Annotated in this window: 16 protein-coding genes and 3 tRNA genes; 5 read left to right on the forward strand and 14 right to left on the reverse strand. The window is 63.6% G+C overall.

Translation table 11 applies throughout. The features are described from left to right. Positions 1–56 precede the first annotated feature (56 nt). From BSY16_RS07720 to BSY16_RS07775, 12 genes are all read right to left on the reverse strand, one after another. On the reverse strand, positions 57–704 hold the full coding sequence (locus BSY16_RS07720; RefSeq protein ID WP_210187405.1) for a helix-hairpin-helix domain-containing protein: 648 nt from the start codon (positions 702–704) through the stop codon (positions 57–59). Between the two features lie 4 nt (positions 705–708). Beyond that, positions 709–2,013 (reverse strand): NADH-quinone oxidoreductase subunit NuoF, encoded by a 1,305-nt coding sequence (gene nuoF / locus BSY16_RS07725; protein WP_069059117.1) that lies wholly within the window; start codon positions 2,011–2,013, stop codon positions 709–711. Between the two features lie 5 nt (positions 2,014–2,018). Next, on the reverse strand, positions 2,019–2,645 hold the full coding sequence (locus tag BSY16_RS07730; protein WP_069059118.1) for a hypothetical protein: 627 nt from the start codon (positions 2,643–2,645) through the stop codon (positions 2,019–2,021). 12 nt (positions 2,646–2,657) lie between these two features. Next, entirely contained in the window at positions 2,658–3,794 is a 1,137-nt protein-coding gene (locus BSY16_RS07735; RefSeq protein WP_069059119.1) for an NADH-quinone oxidoreductase subunit E, read from the reverse strand. 16 nt (positions 3,795–3,810) lie between these two features. Then, on the reverse strand, positions 3,811–4,053 hold the full coding sequence (locus tag BSY16_RS07740) for a hypothetical protein (protein WP_502696001.1): 243 nt from the start codon (positions 4,051–4,053) through the stop codon (positions 3,811–3,813). After that, a complete protein-coding gene (locus tag BSY16_RS07745; RefSeq protein ID WP_069059120.1) occupies positions 4,053–5,243 on the reverse strand; it encodes an NADH-quinone oxidoreductase subunit D in 1,191 nt (396 codons plus the stop codon). The genes BSY16_RS07740 and BSY16_RS07745 overlap by 1 nt, the downstream gene beginning before the upstream one ends. Before the next feature lie 48 nt (positions 5,244–5,291). Further along, positions 5,292–5,897, reverse strand: a complete 606-nt coding sequence (locus BSY16_RS07750; RefSeq protein ID WP_069059121.1) for an NADH-quinone oxidoreductase subunit C — start codon at positions 5,895–5,897, stop codon at positions 5,292–5,294. A gap of 18 nt (positions 5,898–5,915) precedes the next feature. Further along, the gene (locus BSY16_RS07755; protein WP_069059122.1) at positions 5,916–6,497 is read right to left on the reverse strand and encodes a NuoB/complex I 20 kDa subunit family protein; all 582 of its coding nucleotides are present in this window, start codon (positions 6,495–6,497) and stop codon (positions 5,916–5,918) included. Then, positions 6,488–6,853 (reverse strand): NADH-quinone oxidoreductase subunit A, encoded by a 366-nt coding sequence (locus BSY16_RS07760; protein WP_069059123.1) that lies wholly within the window; start codon positions 6,851–6,853, stop codon positions 6,488–6,490. The genes BSY16_RS07755 and BSY16_RS07760 overlap by 10 nt, the downstream gene beginning before the upstream one ends. A gap of 266 nt (positions 6,854–7,119) precedes the next feature. Next, positions 7,120–8,007, reverse strand: a complete 888-nt coding sequence (locus BSY16_RS07765) for a prohibitin family protein (RefSeq protein ID WP_069059124.1) — start codon at positions 8,005–8,007, stop codon at positions 7,120–7,122. Positions 8,008–8,165: 158 nt separating this feature from the next. Next, a tRNA-Asp gene (locus BSY16_RS07770) sits at positions 8,166–8,242 on the reverse strand. Between the two features lie 47 nt (positions 8,243–8,289). After that, a tRNA-Asp gene (locus BSY16_RS07775) sits at positions 8,290–8,366 on the reverse strand. A gap of 243 nt (positions 8,367–8,609) precedes the next feature. Between BSY16_RS07775 and BSY16_RS07780 the strand changes: the two genes are divergently transcribed. Further along, positions 8,610–8,685, forward strand: a tRNA-Val gene (locus BSY16_RS07780). A 185-nt stretch (positions 8,686–8,870) separates the two neighbouring features. Further along, a complete protein-coding gene (locus BSY16_RS07785; RefSeq protein ID WP_069059125.1) occupies positions 8,871–10,829 on the forward strand; it encodes a CHASE2 domain-containing protein in 1,959 nt (652 codons plus the stop codon). Between the two features lie 3 nt (positions 10,830–10,832). Here BSY16_RS07785 and hutC read toward each other — a convergent pair whose 3' ends face one another. Together hutC and BSY16_RS07795 are read right to left on the reverse strand one after the other, a co-directional pair. Further along, the gene (gene hutC / locus BSY16_RS07790) at positions 10,833–11,510 is read right to left on the reverse strand and encodes a histidine utilization transcriptional repressor HutC (protein ID WP_502696002.1); all 678 of its coding nucleotides are present in this window, start codon (positions 11,508–11,510) and stop codon (positions 10,833–10,835) included. A gap of 155 nt (positions 11,511–11,665) precedes the next feature. Beyond that, positions 11,666–13,009: a formimidoylglutamate deiminase gene (locus tag BSY16_RS07795; protein WP_069059127.1), complete on the reverse strand. Its 1,344-nt coding sequence runs from the start codon at positions 13,007–13,009 to the stop codon at positions 11,666–11,668. Positions 13,010–13,121: 112 nt separating this feature from the next. Here BSY16_RS07795 and hutI point away from each other — a divergent pair, with 112 nt between their 5' ends. The 3 genes from hutI to hutG all read left to right on the forward strand — a co-directional run bounded on the left by hutI (position 13,122) and on the right by hutG (position 16,772). Then, positions 13,122–14,345: an imidazolonepropionase gene (hutI, locus tag BSY16_RS07800; RefSeq protein WP_069059128.1), complete on the forward strand. Its 1,224-nt coding sequence runs from the start codon at positions 13,122–13,124 to the stop codon at positions 14,343–14,345. A gap of 89 nt (positions 14,346–14,434) precedes the next feature. Continuing rightward, complete coding sequence (gene hutH / locus BSY16_RS07805) at positions 14,435–15,970, forward strand: histidine ammonia-lyase (protein WP_069059129.1); 1,536 nt, start codon at positions 14,435–14,437, stop codon at positions 15,968–15,970. 1 nt (position 15,971) lies between these two features. Further along, positions 15,972–16,772 (forward strand): N-formylglutamate deformylase, encoded by an 801-nt coding sequence (gene hutG, locus BSY16_RS07810; protein WP_069059130.1) that lies wholly within the window; start codon positions 15,972–15,974, stop codon positions 16,770–16,772. Positions 16,773–16,778: the final 6 nt, after the last annotated feature.

The following is a 16,778-nucleotide window of genomic DNA, read 5'->3' on the forward strand; positions in this document are numbered from 1 at the left end:
CGGGTCTTTGCCCGTCCCTTCGGCCTTTGTTCCTATTCGCCAGTTCCGGTGGAGCCTTAGCCCCTGCCCTTCACCAGCGCCTTTGCCTGCTCCACCCAGCCGTCGCGGACGATCCGTCCGCCAAAACCGAGTTCGGCTTCAATCCTTGCCACATCCGCTGCCTTCAAGGCCGCGATGTCGGCATAACGCCGGATACCCATGCCATTCAGCACCTGCTCCAGCTTCGGCCCGATACCCGAAATCGCTTTCAGGTCATCGGCCTTGGCGGCTTTCGCCACCGGCGCCTTGCGCACCGGCTTTGCTTCCACCGTCTTCGGCGTCGCGCTTTTTTCGCGCGCCACCTTTGCCTTCTCTTCAGCAGCCGGCTCTTGCGCCTTCGCCACCGGCTCCTGCGGAACCACCGTCAATACCGGCCTGGCCTCGGCCTGTTCCACCGCCTTGGCCGTGACGTCGACCGTCTCGTCGAACACCACCCTGGCCCGCTCCGTCGCGTTCTGCATCAGGCCCAGCATCATCCCGGCCATCTGGCCCGCAATGCCAAACCCGATCGCCGTCGTTGCAGCCATTGCCGCCACGGGATCAGCCATAACCGGCATGCCCGGCATCTGCTTCAACCACGGCGCCAGACTGAACGGATCGTCGCCGGCGGCTGTTGCCGGCGGAACTCTGGTTGCATTCGCATCCTGTCCTGCCGGCTTCGTCATCGCCTTACTCCGCTGCTTCCAGCACCGCGCCATGGTCCATGGCGTTGGCCGTGTATTGGTCGATCCGCGCCTCGATTTCGGGGCGGAAGTTGCGAATGAGGCCCTGGATCGGCCAGGCCGCCGCGTCGCCGAGCGCACAGATCGTGTGACCTTCGATCTGCTTGGTGACGTCGAACAGCATGTCGATTTCGCGCTTCTGGGCATTGCCCGTGACCATGCGCTGCATGACGCGCATCATCCAGCCGGTGCCTTCGCGGCACGGCGTGCACTGGCCGCAGCTCTCGTGCTTGAAGAAGGCCGAGATGCGCCAGATCGCCTTGATGATGTCGGTCGAGCGATCCATGATGATCATGCCGCCGGTGCCGAAGGAGGAATTGACCTCGCGCAGACCGTCGAAGTCGAGCGTGACGTTCATCATGTCCTCGGCCTTGACGACCGGGCAGGATGCGCCGCCGGGGATGACGGCCAGAAGGTTGTCCCAGCCACCGCGAATACCGCCGCCGTGCTTTTCGACCATCTCCTTAAAGGAGATGCTCATGCTCTCTTCGATCGTGCAGGGCGTGTTGACGTGGCCCGACATCATGAACAGCTTGGTGCCGACATTGTTCGGACGGCCGAACGAGGAGAACCAGGCGGCGCCACGGCGCAGGATCGTCGGTGTGACGGCGATCGATTCGACGTTGTTGACGGTCGTCGGGCAGCCATAGAGACCCATGTTCGCCGGGAACGGCGGCTTCAGGCGCGGCTGGCCCTTCTTGCCTTCCAGGCTTTCGAGCAGCGCGGTTTCTTCGCCGCAGATATAAGCGCCGGCGCCGTGATGGACATAGACGTCGATGTCGTAGCCGAGCTTGTTGTTCTTGCCGAGCAGGCCGGCGTCATAGCACTCGTCGATCGCCGCCTGCAGCGCTTCGCGCTCGCGGATGAACTCACCGCGCACGTATATATAGGCCGCATGGGCGCCCATGGCGAAGGACGCGATCACGCAGCCTTCGATCAGCGTATGCGGATCGTGGCGCAGGATGTCGCGGTCCTTGCAGGTGCCGGGCTCGGATTCGTCGGCATTGACGACGAGATAGTGCGGACGACCGTCGGATTCCTTCGGCATGAAGGACCACTTGAGGCCGGTCGGGAAGCCGGCGCCGCCGCGGCCGCGCAGGCCCGACGCCTTGACTTCGTTGACGATCCAGTCGCGGCCCTTTTCGAGCAGCTGCTTCGTGCCGTCCCAATGCCCCCGGGCCATGGCGCCTTTCAGCGACTTGTCCTTGGTGCCGTAGATATTGGTGAAGATACGATCCTGGTCCTTAAGCATGGTTCTTACCCGCCATTTTCCGTGGCATTGCCGGCGCCGAAAACGCGTCGCGCAATGAATTGAAATGCTACGCCGCCGGCAACCGCACTACCCGCCGCCTTCAGCAGCAGCAGCGCTACGGCGCCCATATCGGCCGCCTGCAGGCCGTCCTTGAACGCTGTCTGCTCGCCGACTTCCACGCCCAGAACCTCGGAAGGCGCCAGGAATGTTGAATAGACAAAGTAGCCGAACCCGACAAGCGCGCCTGCCAGATAGGCCGGCGACTTGAAGGGATTGGTGCGGACGGCATGAAGGTCGTCCAGCGACTTGCGAAACTTGTTGGCCACCCAGTAGAAGAACAGGCCAGCCAGCAGCGAGGTCAGCACGACGCGGACTGGATCCGTCCGGCCGCTCATCACCACGTTGAAGTAGGCCGCAAACAGCGCCATGCCGACGCCGACGGCCTTCGGCCAGTGCTTTTCGATGAAGACGATCGTCGGGTTGGCCTCGCGCGGCTCATCGCCACGCACCATTACCCGGCTGCGGTCCCCCGATACCTGGTGCGGGCTGGCGGCCTGCGGCAGGCGCGCGGACGCCATCGGGGTTTTAACCCCGACATCGCTCTCCACGCCTTTCTTGCCGAACGCTGCCATCCGTTTCCTGCCTTACCGCGGCTTCTTGCCGAAGACGCGGATGTATTCCGCTTCGCCGCCCTTGGCGAGCGCCTTGGCCTGCTTGACCCAGTCGTCGCGATCGATGCGGCCCTTGAAATTCAGATAACCATCGACCCAGTCGCGCTCCGCCTTCTTCCACCCGGCGACTTGCGCGAAGGTGAAGATGCCGAGTTCGTGCAGGATGCCCTCGATCTTCGGGCCGACGCCGGAGATGAGCTCCAGGTCGTCCGGGGTCTCGGGACGCGCGATGCCGGCCGGACGGTTCTTGTCTTCCAGCGACGGCTTGCCGACGGCTGCCGCAACCGGCTGCTTGGCAGCGGCATCGCCACCTTCGGCGCGCGTGTCGCCCTTGGCCTTGCTGTTCGCGGCGGCCTCGGCCTTGGCGTTTGCCGGCGTCTTCAGCGCGGGGTCGGTTTCGACGGCGTCCGTCTTCGGCTTTGCGGCATTCGACGGAGGAACGCTGACACTGTCCTCGTCCGCCTTCTTGGCGCGGGTCGTCGTCTTCTTTACAGCCGGATCCGGTTCCGTGAGGCTGGTAAGACCACCGGCCGGCGCGGAATAGATGCGGTCGATCTGCGTGCCGGTCTCGACGGTCGAGCCTTTGCCGGCATCGAAACGGTCGATGATGTGCTCGAGCTGCGTCGGCGTCAGATCCTCGAAACTGTCCTTGAAGATCATGATCATCGGCGCGTTGACGCAGGCGCCCTGACACTCGACTTCTTCCCAGGACAGCGTGCCGCTCTCGTTGAGATGGAAAGGCTCGGCGTGGATGCGCTTCTTGCAGACGTTGATCAGGTCTTCCGCGCCGCGCAGCATGCAGGGCGTCGTGCCGCAAACCTGGACATGGGCGCGCGTACCGACCGGCAGCAGCTGGAATTGCGTGTAGAAGGTCGCGACCTCAAGCACGCGGATATAGGCCATGTCGAGCATGTCGGCGACGGATTCGATCGCCGCCTTGGTGACCCAGCCATCCTGCTCCTGCGCCCGCATGAGAAGCGGGATGACCGCCGACTGCTGGCGGCCCTTCGGGTACTTGTTGATCGTTGCCTTGGCCCAGGTCGCATTCTCCTTGGAGAAGGCGAAGCTTGCGGGCTGGACATTGTCTTCGGCTAGTCGACGAACGGACATTCTGTAACGCCTTGTGTCAGTTAATCTGTCGGCACTGCGTTTCCGTCGTGTTGACGAACTCGCAGGCATAGGCCGACTTGTCATTCTGCATGAATACGACGTAGCGGCTGCCGTTCGGCGCCGCCGCCTTGATCTGGTAGCCCTGGCTCGCCAGTTCGCCGATGGTGGACGACACGATCGGCGGCTCCTCCGCCTGCTGCGCGTTTGCGGCAGCGGCGGTCAGAAGCACGGCGGCGATGGCAGGGACCAGTTTCAGCATCAACGGTCAACCTCTCCGAACACGATGTCGAGGGAGCCGAGGATTGCCGACACGTCGGCGAGCTGGTGGCCGCGACAGATGAAATCCATCGCCTGGAGATGGGCGTAGCCCGGGGCGCGGATCTTGCAGCGGTAGGGCTTGTTGGTACCGTCGGCGACGACATAGACGCCGAACTCGCCCTTCGGCGCTTCGACGGCTGCGTACACTTCGCCGGCCGGCACGTGGTAGCCTTCGGTATAGAGCTTGAAATGGTGGATGAGCCCTTCCATCGAACGCTTCATCTGGCCACGCTTCGGCGGAACCATCTTGCCGTCGATCGAGGAGACCGGGCCGACCTTGGCGATACCGAGCAGGCGATCGACGCACTGGCGCATGATCTTGGCCGATTCGCGCATTTCGATCATGCGGATCACGTAACGGTCGTAGCAGTCGCCGTTCTTGCCAATCGGAATGTCGAAGTCGAGGTCGGAATAGCACTCATAGGGCTGCGAGCGGCGCAGGTCCCAGGCAGCGCCCGAACCGCGCACCATGACGCCCGAAAAACCCCAGGCCCAGCAATCTTCCAGCTTCACGACGCCGATATCGACGTTGCGCTGCTTGAAGATGCGGTTGCCGGTCAAGAGTTCGTCGATGTCGTCAACGGTCTTCAGGAACGGGTCGATCCACTTGCCGATGTCTTCCACCAGCTCGTGCGGCAGGTCCTGGTGCACGCCGCCCGGACGGATGTAGGCCGAGTGCATGCGCGCGCCACAGGCACGCTCGTAGAACACCATCAGCTTTTCGCGCTCCTCGAAGCCCCAGAGCGGCGGCGTCAGCGCGCCGACGTCCATGGCCTGGGTCGTCACGTTGAGAAGATGCGAGAGAATGCGGCCGATTTCGGAATAGAGCACGCGGATCAACTGGCCGCGGATTGGAACTTCGGTGCCCGTCAGGCGCTCGACGGCGAGCGCGAAGGCATGCTCCTGGTTCATCGGCGCCACGTAGTCGAGGCGGTCGAAATAGGGCACGGCCTGAAGATAGGTCTTCGTCTCGATCAGTTTCTCGGTGCCGCGGTGCAGCAGGCCGATATGCGGATCGACGCGCTCGACGATTTCACCGTCGAGCTCCAGCACGAGGCGCAACACCCCGTGTGCCGCCGGGTGCTGCGGCCCGAAGTTGATGTTGAAATTGCGAACGTTGTGCTCGTTCATACCGCTTGCTCCAGAGGTAGGCGCCCTGGCGGGCCGCCTGACCCAAAATCAGTTCTGCTTCGCCTTCTCGTCGCCCGGCAGCACGTAATCCGTGCCCTCCCACGGCGAGAGAAAATCGAAGTTGCGGAATTCCTGCTTCAGTTCGACGGGCTCGTACACGACGCGCTTGACCTCGTCGTCGTACCGCACTTCCACGAAGCCGGTTGTCGGGAAGTCCTTGCGCAGCGGATGCCCCTCGAAACCATAGTCGGTAAGGATGCGGCGCAGGTCCGGGTGGCCAGTGAAGAGGATGCCGTACATGTCGTAGGCTTCGCGCTCGAACCAGTCGGCACCCGGATAGACCGCGCAGGCGGACGGCACGGGAACGTCCTCGCCGGTCGCAACCTTGATGCGCACGCGCAGGTTCTGGCGCGGCGACAGCAGGTGATAGACCACGTCGAAGCGGTCGGCGCGCGCCGGCCAGTCCACGCCGCAGATATCGACGAAGTTGATGAACCCGCACTGCACGTCATCGCGCAGGAAGGTCAGAAGACCGATGATGCGCGCACCGTCCGTCTTCAGGGTGAGTTCGCCATAGGCGATGTCGGCCGAGGCTATAAGGTGGCCTGCCGCTTCGCCGATATGGGAAGAAAGCTCCTGGAGGGCTTCGCTCATGTGTAAAGTCCCCTACCCTTAACGCTCGATCGTACCGGTCCGGCGGATCTTCTTCTGCAGCAGGAGCACACCGTAAAGGAGCGCTTCCGCCGTGGGAGGACAGCCTGGTACATAGATGTCGACCGGCACCACGCGGTCACAGCCGCGCACCACCGAATAGGAATAGTGATAATATCCACCGCCATTGGCGCAGGAACCCATCGAGATGACGTAACGCGGCTCCGGCATCTGGTCGTAGACCTTGCGGAGCGCGGGCGCCATCTTGTTGGTCAGCGTGCCAGCGACGATCATGACGTCGGACTGCCGCGGAGAGGCGCGCGGTGCGAAGCCGAAACGCTCGACGTCATAACGCGGCATCGAAAGCTGCATCATCTCGACCGCACAGCAGGCGAGACCGAAGGTCATCCACATCAGCGAGCCGGTACGGGCCCAGGTAATGAGCTCGTCCGTCGACGTGACGAGAAAACCCTTGTCGGCGAGTTCGTTATTGATCTCGCCGAAATAGGCGTCGTTGCTGCCGATGGGCTTGCCGGTTGAGGGATCGATGATCCCCTTCGGCTGCTGCGCAACGAGCGTGGTGCTGGTATGAGCTACTCCCATTCGAGTGCTCCCTTCTTCCATTCGTAGATAAAGCCGATGGTCAGGACACCGAGGAAGACCATCATCGACCAGAAGCCGAACCAGCCCATGTCGCCGAACGAAACGGCCCACGGGAAGAGGAAGGCCACTTCAAGATCGAAGATGATGAAGAGGATCGACACCAGATAGAAGCGGATGTCGAATTTCATGCGCGCATCGTCAAACGCATTGAAGCCGCATTCGTAAGCAGAGAGCTTTTCCGAATCCGGTGCCTTGTGTGCGACGGCAAACGGCGCAACCAGCAGTGCAATGCCGATCACGAGCGCGATACCGATGAAGATGGCGATCGGAATATAGGAACCGAGAAGTTCAGTCATTGGCGTCCATCCTGCCTGCTAACGGCGCCGGAGAGACGCCTGTTGGTCCAAGACCTGCAAGCCGAAAAAGTATGTTGCAACGCCAAAGTGGTTAGCGCAGTGAGCGTCCCTGCGCAAGGCTTTGTCCGGCTTTCGCCGCAATCATTGTGTTCTTTTCGCGATCACCCGGAAAGCCCAGCGGCAAAGCCATTTAAATCGTTACGATTTCAGGAATGACAGGGTGCGGGACGTTTCGCCGCAGTACCAAAGCGAAAGCCTTTTCCCGCCTAGTTCGCATTGAGGTTGAGCATCGGGACAGAACCGCCGGGCAGCATGGTGCGCGGCAGCTGGCCGTCCCATTTTTCCGCCTGCGTCAGCGAAACCAGGCCCGGATTGTCCTTCAGCGCATCACCGCGCAGCTTGATCGCACCGGCTTCCGCCTCGCCGCGCAGCGTGATCGCCTCCGACTCAGCCTGCGCCGCCAGACGCACGGCATCGGCCTGCGCCTGCGCATCCGCGCGGCGGGCATCAGCCTGCGCACGGGCCTGCGTCACGGTGATCTCGGCCTGCACCTTTTCGCGCTCGGCATTCTGCCGCAGGCGCTGCACCTCGACCTCCGCCAGCATGCGCTGTTCGATGCTCGCCTCGTAAGCCTCGGAGAAATCGATGTTCTCGATCTGCACGCTGTCGATGGTGACGGGTCCGGAAATGCCTTCCTGGATCGCGGAGGCGACCTCGGCGTTGAGCCGCCCGCGCTCCTGGATGGCGGTGACCGCATTGAAGCGACCGAAAACCGTCTTGGTTTCCTCGAAGACCTTGCGCTCAATCAGGCGCGACAACAGGCCGTCCTCGCCACCATAGTTGGCATAGACCTCCTGCACGCGGTCGGCGGGAATGCGGTAGTTCACGGACAGGCGGATATCGGCGGGTTGCTGGTCGCGGCTATAGGCCTCCATCTTGTCGTAGACGGCCGCTTTGGATTGCACGGAGACCCGCACGATCGAATCGATCAGCGGCAGCTTGAAGCCGAGCCCGGGTTCGGCCGTGCCCACCACCGCGCCGTAGCGCAGAATCACGCCACGCTCGCCCTGGTCGACGGTGAACCACGAGCCGAAGACGACGCTCAACGCGACGAGCACGGCAAGACCGCTCAGAACCATGGTGACGTAACGCATGCGAATCCCCCTCTTCGATCAGGCAAAGCTATAACGAAGACGGAGCGAAGGCGGAAAACATTCAGCGCGGGCGGTAAAAATCCTGGAAGAAAGAGCGCCGAAGTGCGCATCAAGTGCCGGATAAGGAAACGGCACCAAATGCAGGAAGGAAAAAGAAATGGCGCGAGTGACGGGGCTCGAACCCGCGACCTCCGGCGTGACAGGCCGGCACTCTAACCAACTGAGCTACACCCGCGCATCTTTTTTTCCTTGCGGATCCGAATGTTCGTCCGGTCTTTCGAGTGGCGCGAGTGACGGGGCTCGAACCCGCGACCTCCGGCGTGACAGGCCGGCACTCTAACCAACTGAGCTACACCCGCATCCTCGAAAGTAACCGGATGGCGAAGCATCCGTACCGAGCGGCCTGCGCCGTTCGATGAGCGGCTAACTAAGGGGTTCGCCTGTGGGTGTCAAGCAGCTTTCAAGACAAAAGAATGACGCATGGCGAAATGTTTCCACAGCCCGCCGCATCTCCATGGGTCCATTCAAAAAAATGCAAAAACTTTACGATAGCCTCTTGCGGATTGATCCGGTTCCGCATAGATCACGGCCACCAACCCGGCGGGCGATTAGCTCAGTTGGTAGAGCGCCTCGTTTACACCGAGGATGTCGGCGGTTCGAGTCCGTCATCGCCCACCACTTCTTATTCCTAAAAATGATGAAACAACCGCCAAGCTGCTCGCATGAGCGGCTCAAGGCGTCGCTTGAGGCAGGCCGCTTGACTTTTTCAAGGGGATGTCGAGTGCTGACGTCATGAGAAACCGTTGTCCACGCACCAGCATGACGCCATTTCTTGAAACGCCGCATTCATTGGAAAGCGGCGGATGATAGCTGGTTTTCGTCATACAGGCTGCTGGTCGGGCCGCAGCCGGCGCCTTACCCTCCTGACGCTTGCGGTGATCGGACTGGTGGCGGCCTTTTCCCAGTTGCCGGCCTGGTCGCTCGCGGATCTGCGTGCCTTCGACTATCTCTCCACGATCGATGATCCCCGACCGCCCGCCGATGGCCCTGTTGTCGTGGCGATCGATGAGCCGTCGCTGGCCGATATCAATGCGCAATGGCCCTGGCCGCGCGAATTGCACGCCCGGCTCGTGGAAAGCCTGCGCAAGGCCGGTGCCACGGCGATTGGCCTCGATATCATCTTCGCGGAACCCTCCAACCCGGCCTCCGACAATGCGCTCGCCAGGGTGCTCGGGCCGGATGTCGTGCTTGCGGGCGACGAGAGCCTGATCGTCACGCCGCAGGCCGACCAGCTTCTGCGCACCACGCCGCTGCCGGCCTTCACCGAGGCCGGCGCGGTGACGGGCATTGCCTCCATTGCGCTCGGCGGTGACGGGGTTTTCCGCGATCTGCCGGGCTATGATGACGGCTTTGCCATGGCGCTCGCCCGCATTGTTGGAAAAGAGACAGTGCCGCCGGCTGATAAACTGCTGCAATCCTTCGGCCCGTCGCGCAGCTATCCGACGGTCTCCTACTATCAGGCGCTCGATCCAGAAAACATGCTGCCGAAGGACACGTTCAAGGGACGGGTGGTGATCGTCGGCCTCAGCCTGCAGAACGCGCCGGCGCTCAATTCCGGCGGCGCGGATGCCTTTGCGACGTCCTACACCCTTCATACCGGCCAACTCGTGCCCGGCGCGGAGATCCAGGCGACGATTTTCGACAATCTGACGTCGGATGTCGCCATTACCCGCGCCGGCACGCCCGTCGCCATCGGCGCCGTTGCGCTTGCGGCCCTGCTTTCTGCCGTCATCGTACGCAACGCGACCCGCTGGCAGACCATTGCGCTTGGACTTTTTGCGGTGGTGGCGATCGGCCTCGTTAGCTACGCGCTCATTCGCACGGCGAATGTCTTCGTTTCGCCGATCGGCCCGACGATCGCCCTGCTGCTGGTCGCGGCCGGCCAGACAGCGCTCGACTATGCGGAAGAACGGCGGCGGCGGCGCGAGATCGTGCGCGCCTTCTCGCAATACCTTTCCCCTGCCCTCGTGGAACGTCTGGCGCGTGATCCATCGCAGTTGAAGCTTGGCGGTGAGCGCCGAACGCTCTCGATTCTTTTCTGCGATGTGCGCGGCTTCACCACCATCGCCGAGGCGTTGAAAGACGATCCGGAGCAATTGACCGCGCTGATCAACCGGCTGCTGACGCCGCTCTCCGACATCGTGCTCAAACATGGCGGCACGATCGACAAATATATCGGCGACTGCCTGATGGCCTTCTGGAACGCACCGCTCGACGATCCGGAACACGCCCATCATTCCGTCGCCGCCGCGCTGGACATGCTGGATGCCATGGCGGCGCTCAATGCCGAACTACGCGCCGAGGCGAGCGCCAATGGCACCACCTACCATCCGCTGCGAATCGGCATCGGTATCAACACGGGGGACTGCGTGGTCGGCAACATGGGCTCCCTGCAGCGATTCGATTACTCCGTGCTGGGCGACGCGGTGAACCTCGCCTCACGCCTCGAGGGGGCTTCGAAGCTGTATGGCGTGCCGCTCTTGATCGGCGAGCAGACGGCGCGGTTTGCCGAGGCGGATTTCGCGGTGCTGGAACTGGATCGCATCACGGTGAAGGGCCGCACGACGGCCGCCCCCGTCTACACCGTCGCGCGCAGCCTGCCGGAAGAGATCAAGGCGCTGCATGCCCGGCTCGTCGAAGACAAATATGCCGGTGATCTCACGGCAGACGACATGCGCTTCGACACGCTTGCGGAGGCCGCCCCGGCGCTTGCTCCCTACTATCAGACCGTAAGGTCCGGCCAGTTCACCGGCGGAGCCTGAAATTTACTTCGGATGAGTTGGGGCGAATTCGGCGACGAGTTCGTGTTTTTCGCCGGGATAGGTCAGCCGGACATGGGTGATGTAGACGCCGCCGCTCCAGGTTCGGCGTTCGACGACGAGACAGGGTGTGCCGGGCGCGATCGCCAGGAAACCGGCGGTGCGGCTATCGGCACCGACCGCACGGATGCGGTGTTCGGCAGCACTCCAGGGCACGCGGCTCATCAGCCAGGCGCCGGGGGCGATCGCGTCGAACGATTCGTCCGTGACCTCGGGCACCGCGGCGAGGTTGATCAGGCGATCCTCCAGGCAGAACGGCTGGGAGCCGGCAAAGTGCAGGGCCGAAATCTCCGCCAGCCGCGCCGATTCGCCGAGTTCCATCAAACGCCGGTCGGCGGCCTTGGCGGGGCGATCGACGCGGGCGCGGCGCTCGTAGCGATACGGCAGACCGAGCGATTCGACTTCCAGGCGGATGTCATGGATTTCCAGCACCGCGGATTGGGCATGTGGGTGGGTGACGTAGCTGCCGGACTTGCGGCGGCGCTCGATGAGGCCGCGCTTGACCAGGTCGGTAATCGCCTTGTTCACCGTCATGCGCGAGCATTGGTACTGCTCGGTCAATTCGTGCTCGAAGGGAATGCGGTAGCCGGGCGGCCATTCGCCCGACAGAATCTTACCCTCCACCTCTTCGAGGATGCGGCGGTGCAGCGAGGGCTCCTTTGCATCGGGGCGCGTCTTGTCCTCTTCGGTGGAAATGGTCGCCTCCGCTGCTGCCGGGCGCAGATTCGCCCGGGCTTTAAAATGTCATAGGAAAGGCCGAAAAGCCTTTCAATACGTCCTCAGGCTTCGGCAAGGGCCTGCATCGTTCGGGTGAAGCGCTGGCCGATCGCCTCGCGCGCCACGTGACGCCCGCCCTCGACCTGCTTGCGGCCGTTGACCCAGACGCAATCGACCTCGGCACCGTTGGCAAAGATCCAGCCGTCGAGCAGCATGTCGCCGGCAAGGTCGAGGCCGTGACGGGTCTTGACGCTGACGAAGTCCGCGGCGCGTCCCGCAGCAAGTCCGGCTTCGACGCCGAGTGCTGCCGCCCCGCCGGCAACCGCGCCGTCGAACAGCGCCCGGCCAGTGGAACCACCGGGTGCGGCCAGCACATTGCGGGCGCGATGGGCGAGCCGCTCAGAATATTCGAGCTGGCGCAACTCGTCCGGCAGGCCGATGAGCACGTTGGAATCCGAACCGACACCGAATTGGCCACCGGCAGAGAAGAACTCCGCCGGGAACGTGCCGTCCCCGAGATTGGCTTCGGTGATCGGGCAAAGACCGGCAATGGCACCGGCTTCGGCCATGCCGCGCGTCTCGGCGTCCGTCATGTGCGTTGCATGGATGAAGCACCAGCGGCCATCCACCTTTTGATTATCGAGCAGCCACTCCACCGGGCGGCGACCGGACCAGGCGATGCTGTCCTCGACCTCCTTCACCTGTTCGGCGATGTGGATGTGGATCGGCTTGTCGCCAGCCATGGCGACGACGGCGGAAAGTTCGTCCGGCGTAACGGCACGCAGGCTGTGCGGGGCGACACCGGTGATGCCTTCAGGCAGGGCGGCGGTGAGCGCGCGGCAGCGCTCCAAGAGGGCCGCGTAGGAATCCCGATCGTTGATGAAGCGGCGCTGCCCCTCGCCCGGCGCGGTGCCGCCAAAGCCCGCATGAGCATAGAAGACGGGCAGCAAGGTGAGCGCGATGCCGGTCTCGGAGGCAGCCGACGCGATGCGCGCCGCCATTTCCGCGACGTCGCCGTAGTGCCTGCCGTCCTTGTCGTGGTGCAGGTAGTGGAATTCGCCGACGCGGGTAAAGCCGGCCTCCAGCATTTCGACATAGAGCTGGGCGGCGACGGCCTCGACATCGTCCGGCGTCATGGAAAGCGCGAAGCGATACATGACGTTGCGCCAGCTCCAGAAGCTGTCGTTCCCCGGCCCGCGGGTTTCGGCCAGGCCCGCCATGCCGCGCTGGAAGGCGTGGCTGTGTAGGTTCGGCATGCCGGCGACGATCGTGTCGTGGCGCTCATCGCCGGGTGCGGCGGCAACGCCCGTTTCGACCTCGGCAATGCGACCGCTCTCGATGCGAATGCGGACATTGCTCGCCCAGCCGCCCGTCAGCAGCCCCTGCCTTGCATGAATGACGCCCACGGCGTGTCTCCTCTCCCGGTGTGCCTGTTCGACGCCGAATTTCAAAATGGCTCTTGCGTCGATTGCGATTATGTATATACATTATATTCATCGCAGGGAAGAGGCAATCACCATGGTGGCAACGGAAAAGGACACGGTCCGCGTCTGGCGCAATGCGCGACTGGCGACGCTCAAGGAAAGCCTGCCGGGGCTCGGCATCGTGGAAAACGGTGCCATTGCCGTGCGCGACGGCCGCATCGCCTTTGCCGGTCCTGAAGCCGATCTGCCGGCCGAATTCTCCGCTGCGGAAACGATCGACTGCGAAGGCCGCTGGATCACGCCGGGCCTTATCGACTGCCATACCCACCTCGTGCATGCCGGCGACCGCGCCCACGAATTCGAGCTTCGCCTTGCCGGCGCCTCCTATGAGGAGATCGCGCGGGCCGGTGGCGGCATTGTTTCGTCCGTCAAGGCGCTGCGCGCGGCAAGCGAAGACGACCTCGTGCGCCAGACCCTGCCCCGCCTCGATGCGCTGATCGCCGAGGGCGTGACGACCGTGGAGCTGAAATCCGGCTACGGCCTCGACACCGAAAACGAGATGAAGTCGCTGCGCGCTGCCCGCCGTGTCGGCGAAGAGCGTGACGTCACCGTGCGCACCACCTTCCTCGGCGCCCATGCGCTGCCGCCGGAAATGAACGGCGACAAGACCGCCTATGTCGACAAGGTCGTGAACGAGATGCTGCCGGCCATCGCAGCCGAGGGGCTTGCCGATGCCGTCGACGGGTTCTGCGAGGGCATCGCCTTTTCTACCGACGAGATGGCAAGGGTCTTTGACGCCGCCAAGGCGCATGGCCTGCCAGTGAAGCTTCATGCCGACCAGCTTTCCAATCTGCACGGCGCAGCACTTGCCGCCTCTTATGGCGCACTGTCGGCCGACCACCTCGAATATACCGACGATGCAGGCGCGGCCGCCATGGCCAAGGCCGGCACCGTCGCCGTCATCCTGCCGGGCGCCTTCTATTTCATCCGCGAGACCAAGAAGCCGCCGGTCGAACTCTTCCGCAAGCATGGCGTGAAAATGGCCGTCGCCACCGATAGCAATCCCGGCACCTCGCCGCTCACCTCTCTGCTTCTAACCATGAACATGGCTGCAACCCTCTTCGGCATGACCGTCGAGGAATGCATTGCCGGCACGACGCGCGAGGCTGCGCGCGCGCTGGGCCTGGTCGACGAAGTGGGGACGCTCGAAGCCGGAAAATGGGCCGATTTCGTCCTCTGGGACATCGGCCGGCCGGCGGAACTGGTCTATCGCATGGGCTTCAACCCCATGTTTGCCCGTATCCGCAGCGGACACTGAACACGTCCTACCGCAAAGCCCAACGCGCTTTGCCGGATGTGCTCGAATTCGATCTTTGCGCAGCCGCGTGCTGCATCGGGAAATCAATCATGACGATCACCCTTCACCCGGGCTCCGTACCTCTCAAGACCCTTGAAACCATCTACTGGACCGGAGAGGCGACCAAGCTCGACGCGTCCTTCGACGCCGGCATCCAGAAGGCCGCCGCCCGCATCGCGGAAATCGCCGCCGGCGACGAGCCGGTCTACGGCATCAATACCGGTTTCGGTAAACTCGCCTCGATCAAGATCGCCTCCGCCGACGTGGCGACGCTCCAGCGCAACCTGATCCTGTCGCATTGCTGCGGCGTCGGCAAACCGCTTGCCGAAAACATCGTGCGCCTGATCATCGCTCTGAAGCTGATCTCGCTCGGCCGCGGCGCTTCCGGCGTGCGCATCGAGATCGTGCGGCTTCTCGAGGCCATGCAGGCAAAGGGCGTCATCCCGGTCATTCCGGAACAGGGTTCCGTTGGCGCCTCCGGCGACCTTGCGCCGCTTGCCCACATGACGGCCGTGATGCTCGGCGAAGGCGAAGCCTTCTATGCCGGCGAACGGCTGCGCGGCGGCGAAGCACTCGCCAAGGCCGGGCTTGCGCCCGTCGTGCTCGCCGCCAAGGAAGGCCTCGCCCTCATCAATGGCACGCAGGTCTCGACCGCTCTGGCGCTCGCCGGCCTCTTCCGCGCCCATCGTGCGGCACAGGCAGCACTCGCCACCGGTGCGCTGTCCACCGATGCGGCCATGGGCTCGTCTGCACCCTTCCATCCGGATATCCACACGCTGCGCGGTCACAAGGGCCAGATCGATGCGGCCGCATCGCTGCGCGCCCTGCTTGCCGGTTCCGTCATCCGCGAAAGCCATATCACCGGCGACGAGCGTGTGCAGGATCCTTACTGCATCCGCTGCCAGCCGCAGGTCGACGGCGCCTGCCTCGATGTCCTGCGCACCGCCGCCCGCACGCTTGAAATCGAAGCCAATGCCGTGACTGACAACCCGCTCGTCCTGTCGGACAACAGCGTCGTTTCCGGCGGCAACTTCCACGCCGAGCCCGTCGCCTTCGCTGCCGACCAGATCGCCATTGCGGTTTGCGAGATCGGTGCGATTTCCCAGCGGCGCATCGCGCTGCTCGTCGACCCCGCCCTCTCCTTCGGCCTGCCGGCCTTCCTTGCCAAGAAGCCCGGCCTCAACTCCGGCCTGATGATCGCGGAAGTCACCTCGGCCGCGCTGATGAGCGAAAACAAGCAGATGGCGCATCCGGCCTCGGTCGATTCGACGCCGACCTCCGCCAACCAGGAAGACCACGTCTCCATGGCCTGCCACGGCGCCCGCCGCCTGCTGCGCATGACGGAAAACCTGTTCGCCATCATCGGCATCGAGGCGTTGACGGCCGCGCAGGGCATCGACTTCCGTGCCCCGCTCACCACCAGCCCGGAGCTGCAGAAGGTCGTGGCAGCGCTGCGCACCGTCGTGGCGACGCTGGAGGAAGACCGCTACATGGCGCCGGATCTCGCCGCCGCCAGCACCTTCGTCTCCTCGGGCGCGCTCGCCGCTTCCGTAACGAAGGGCATCCTGCCGGTGCTGGAGGCGTAAGATGGCGCTGTTCAAACTTCACCAGGGCACCTCGCCCGTCATCCTCGCCTTCCCGCATACCGGCACGGATGTCCCGGCCGATATCTGGGAGCGCCTCAACGACAACGGTCGCATCCTCGCTGATACGGACTGGCACATCGAGCGTCTCTATGACGGTCTTCTGCCCGATGTAACGACGGTGCGCGCCACGTTCCACCGCTACGTCATCGATGCCAACCGCGATCCGGCCGGCGTCAGCCTCTATCCCGGCCAGAACACGACGGGCCTCGTTCCGGACACGGATTTCGACGGCAAGCCGATCTGGAAGGATGGCGCGGCACCGACCGAGACGGACATCGCCTATCGGCTCGCCAATTTCCACGCGCCCTATCACGCGGCCCTTGCCGCCGAAATCGAGCGCGTCAAGGCGATCCACGGCGTGGCGATCCTCTATGATTGCCACTCGATCCGCTCGCTGATCCCCTTCCTGTTCGAAGGCCGGCTGCCGGATTTCAACGTCGGCACCGACATGGGCCGCACCTGCGACAACGCCATCGAAACGGCGACCTTCGAGGCCTGCGCCACAGCCGAGGGCTATACCAGCATCCTCAACGGCCGCTTCAAGGGCGGCTGGACGACACGCCACTACGGCAAGCCGGAAACCGGCGTGCACGCCATCCAGATGGAACTGGCGCAAGTCAGCCATCTCGCCACGGAAGTCCCGCCCTTCGCCCTCGATGAGGAGAAGGCCGCACGGCTCCGCATACCCCTGAAAGACATCCTGACCCGTCTCGAGGCGCTTGCCTCCACCCTTCCACGCTGATCCGGG

The organism is Sinorhizobium sp. RAC02 (assembly GCF_001713395.1).
GTDB lineage: Bacteria > Pseudomonadota > Alphaproteobacteria > Rhizobiales > Rhizobiaceae > Shinella.

Coding starts and splice junctions, on each gene's coding strand:
- BSY16_RS07720 (WP_210187405.1), bottom strand. CDS start 704: ATGACGAAGCCGGCAGGACAGGATGCGAATGCAACCAGAGTTCCGCCG.
- nuoF (WP_069059117.1), bottom strand. CDS start 2,013: ATGCTTAAGGACCAGGATCGTATCTTCACCAATATCTACGGCACCAAG.
- BSY16_RS07730 (WP_069059118.1), bottom strand. CDS start 2,645: ATGGCAGCGTTCGGCAAGAAAGGCGTGGAGAGCGATGTCGGGGTTAAA.
- BSY16_RS07735 (WP_069059119.1), bottom strand. CDS start 3,794: ATGTCCGTTCGTCGACTAGCCGAAGACAATGTCCAGCCCGCAAGCTTC.
- BSY16_RS07740 (WP_502696001.1), bottom strand. CDS start 4,053: ATGCTGAAACTGGTCCCTGCCATCGCCGCCGTGCTTCTGACCGCCGCT.
- BSY16_RS07745 (WP_069059120.1), bottom strand. CDS start 5,243: ATGAACGAGCACAACGTTCGCAATTTCAACATCAACTTCGGGCCGCAG.
- BSY16_RS07750 (WP_069059121.1), bottom strand. CDS start 5,897: ATGAGCGAAGCCCTCCAGGAGCTTTCTTCCCATATCGGCGAAGCGGCA.
- BSY16_RS07755 (WP_069059122.1), bottom strand. CDS start 6,497: ATGGGAGTAGCTCATACCAGCACCACGCTCGTTGCGCAGCAGCCGAAG.
- BSY16_RS07760 (WP_069059123.1), bottom strand. CDS start 6,853: ATGACTGAACTTCTCGGTTCCTATATTCCGATCGCCATCTTCATCGGT.
- BSY16_RS07765 (WP_069059124.1), bottom strand. CDS start 8,007: ATGCGTTACGTCACCATGGTTCTGAGCGGTCTTGCCGTGCTCGTCGCG.
- BSY16_RS07785 (WP_069059125.1), top strand. CDS start 8,871: ATGATAGCTGGTTTTCGTCATACAGGCTGCTGGTCGGGCCGCAGCCGG.
- hutI (WP_069059128.1), top strand. CDS start 13,122: ATGGTGGCAACGGAAAAGGACACGGTCCGCGTCTGGCGCAATGCGCGA.
- hutH (WP_069059129.1), top strand. CDS start 14,435: ATGACGATCACCCTTCACCCGGGCTCCGTACCTCTCAAGACCCTTGAA.
- hutG (WP_069059130.1), top strand. CDS start 15,972: ATGGCGCTGTTCAAACTTCACCAGGGCACCTCGCCCGTCATCCTCGCC.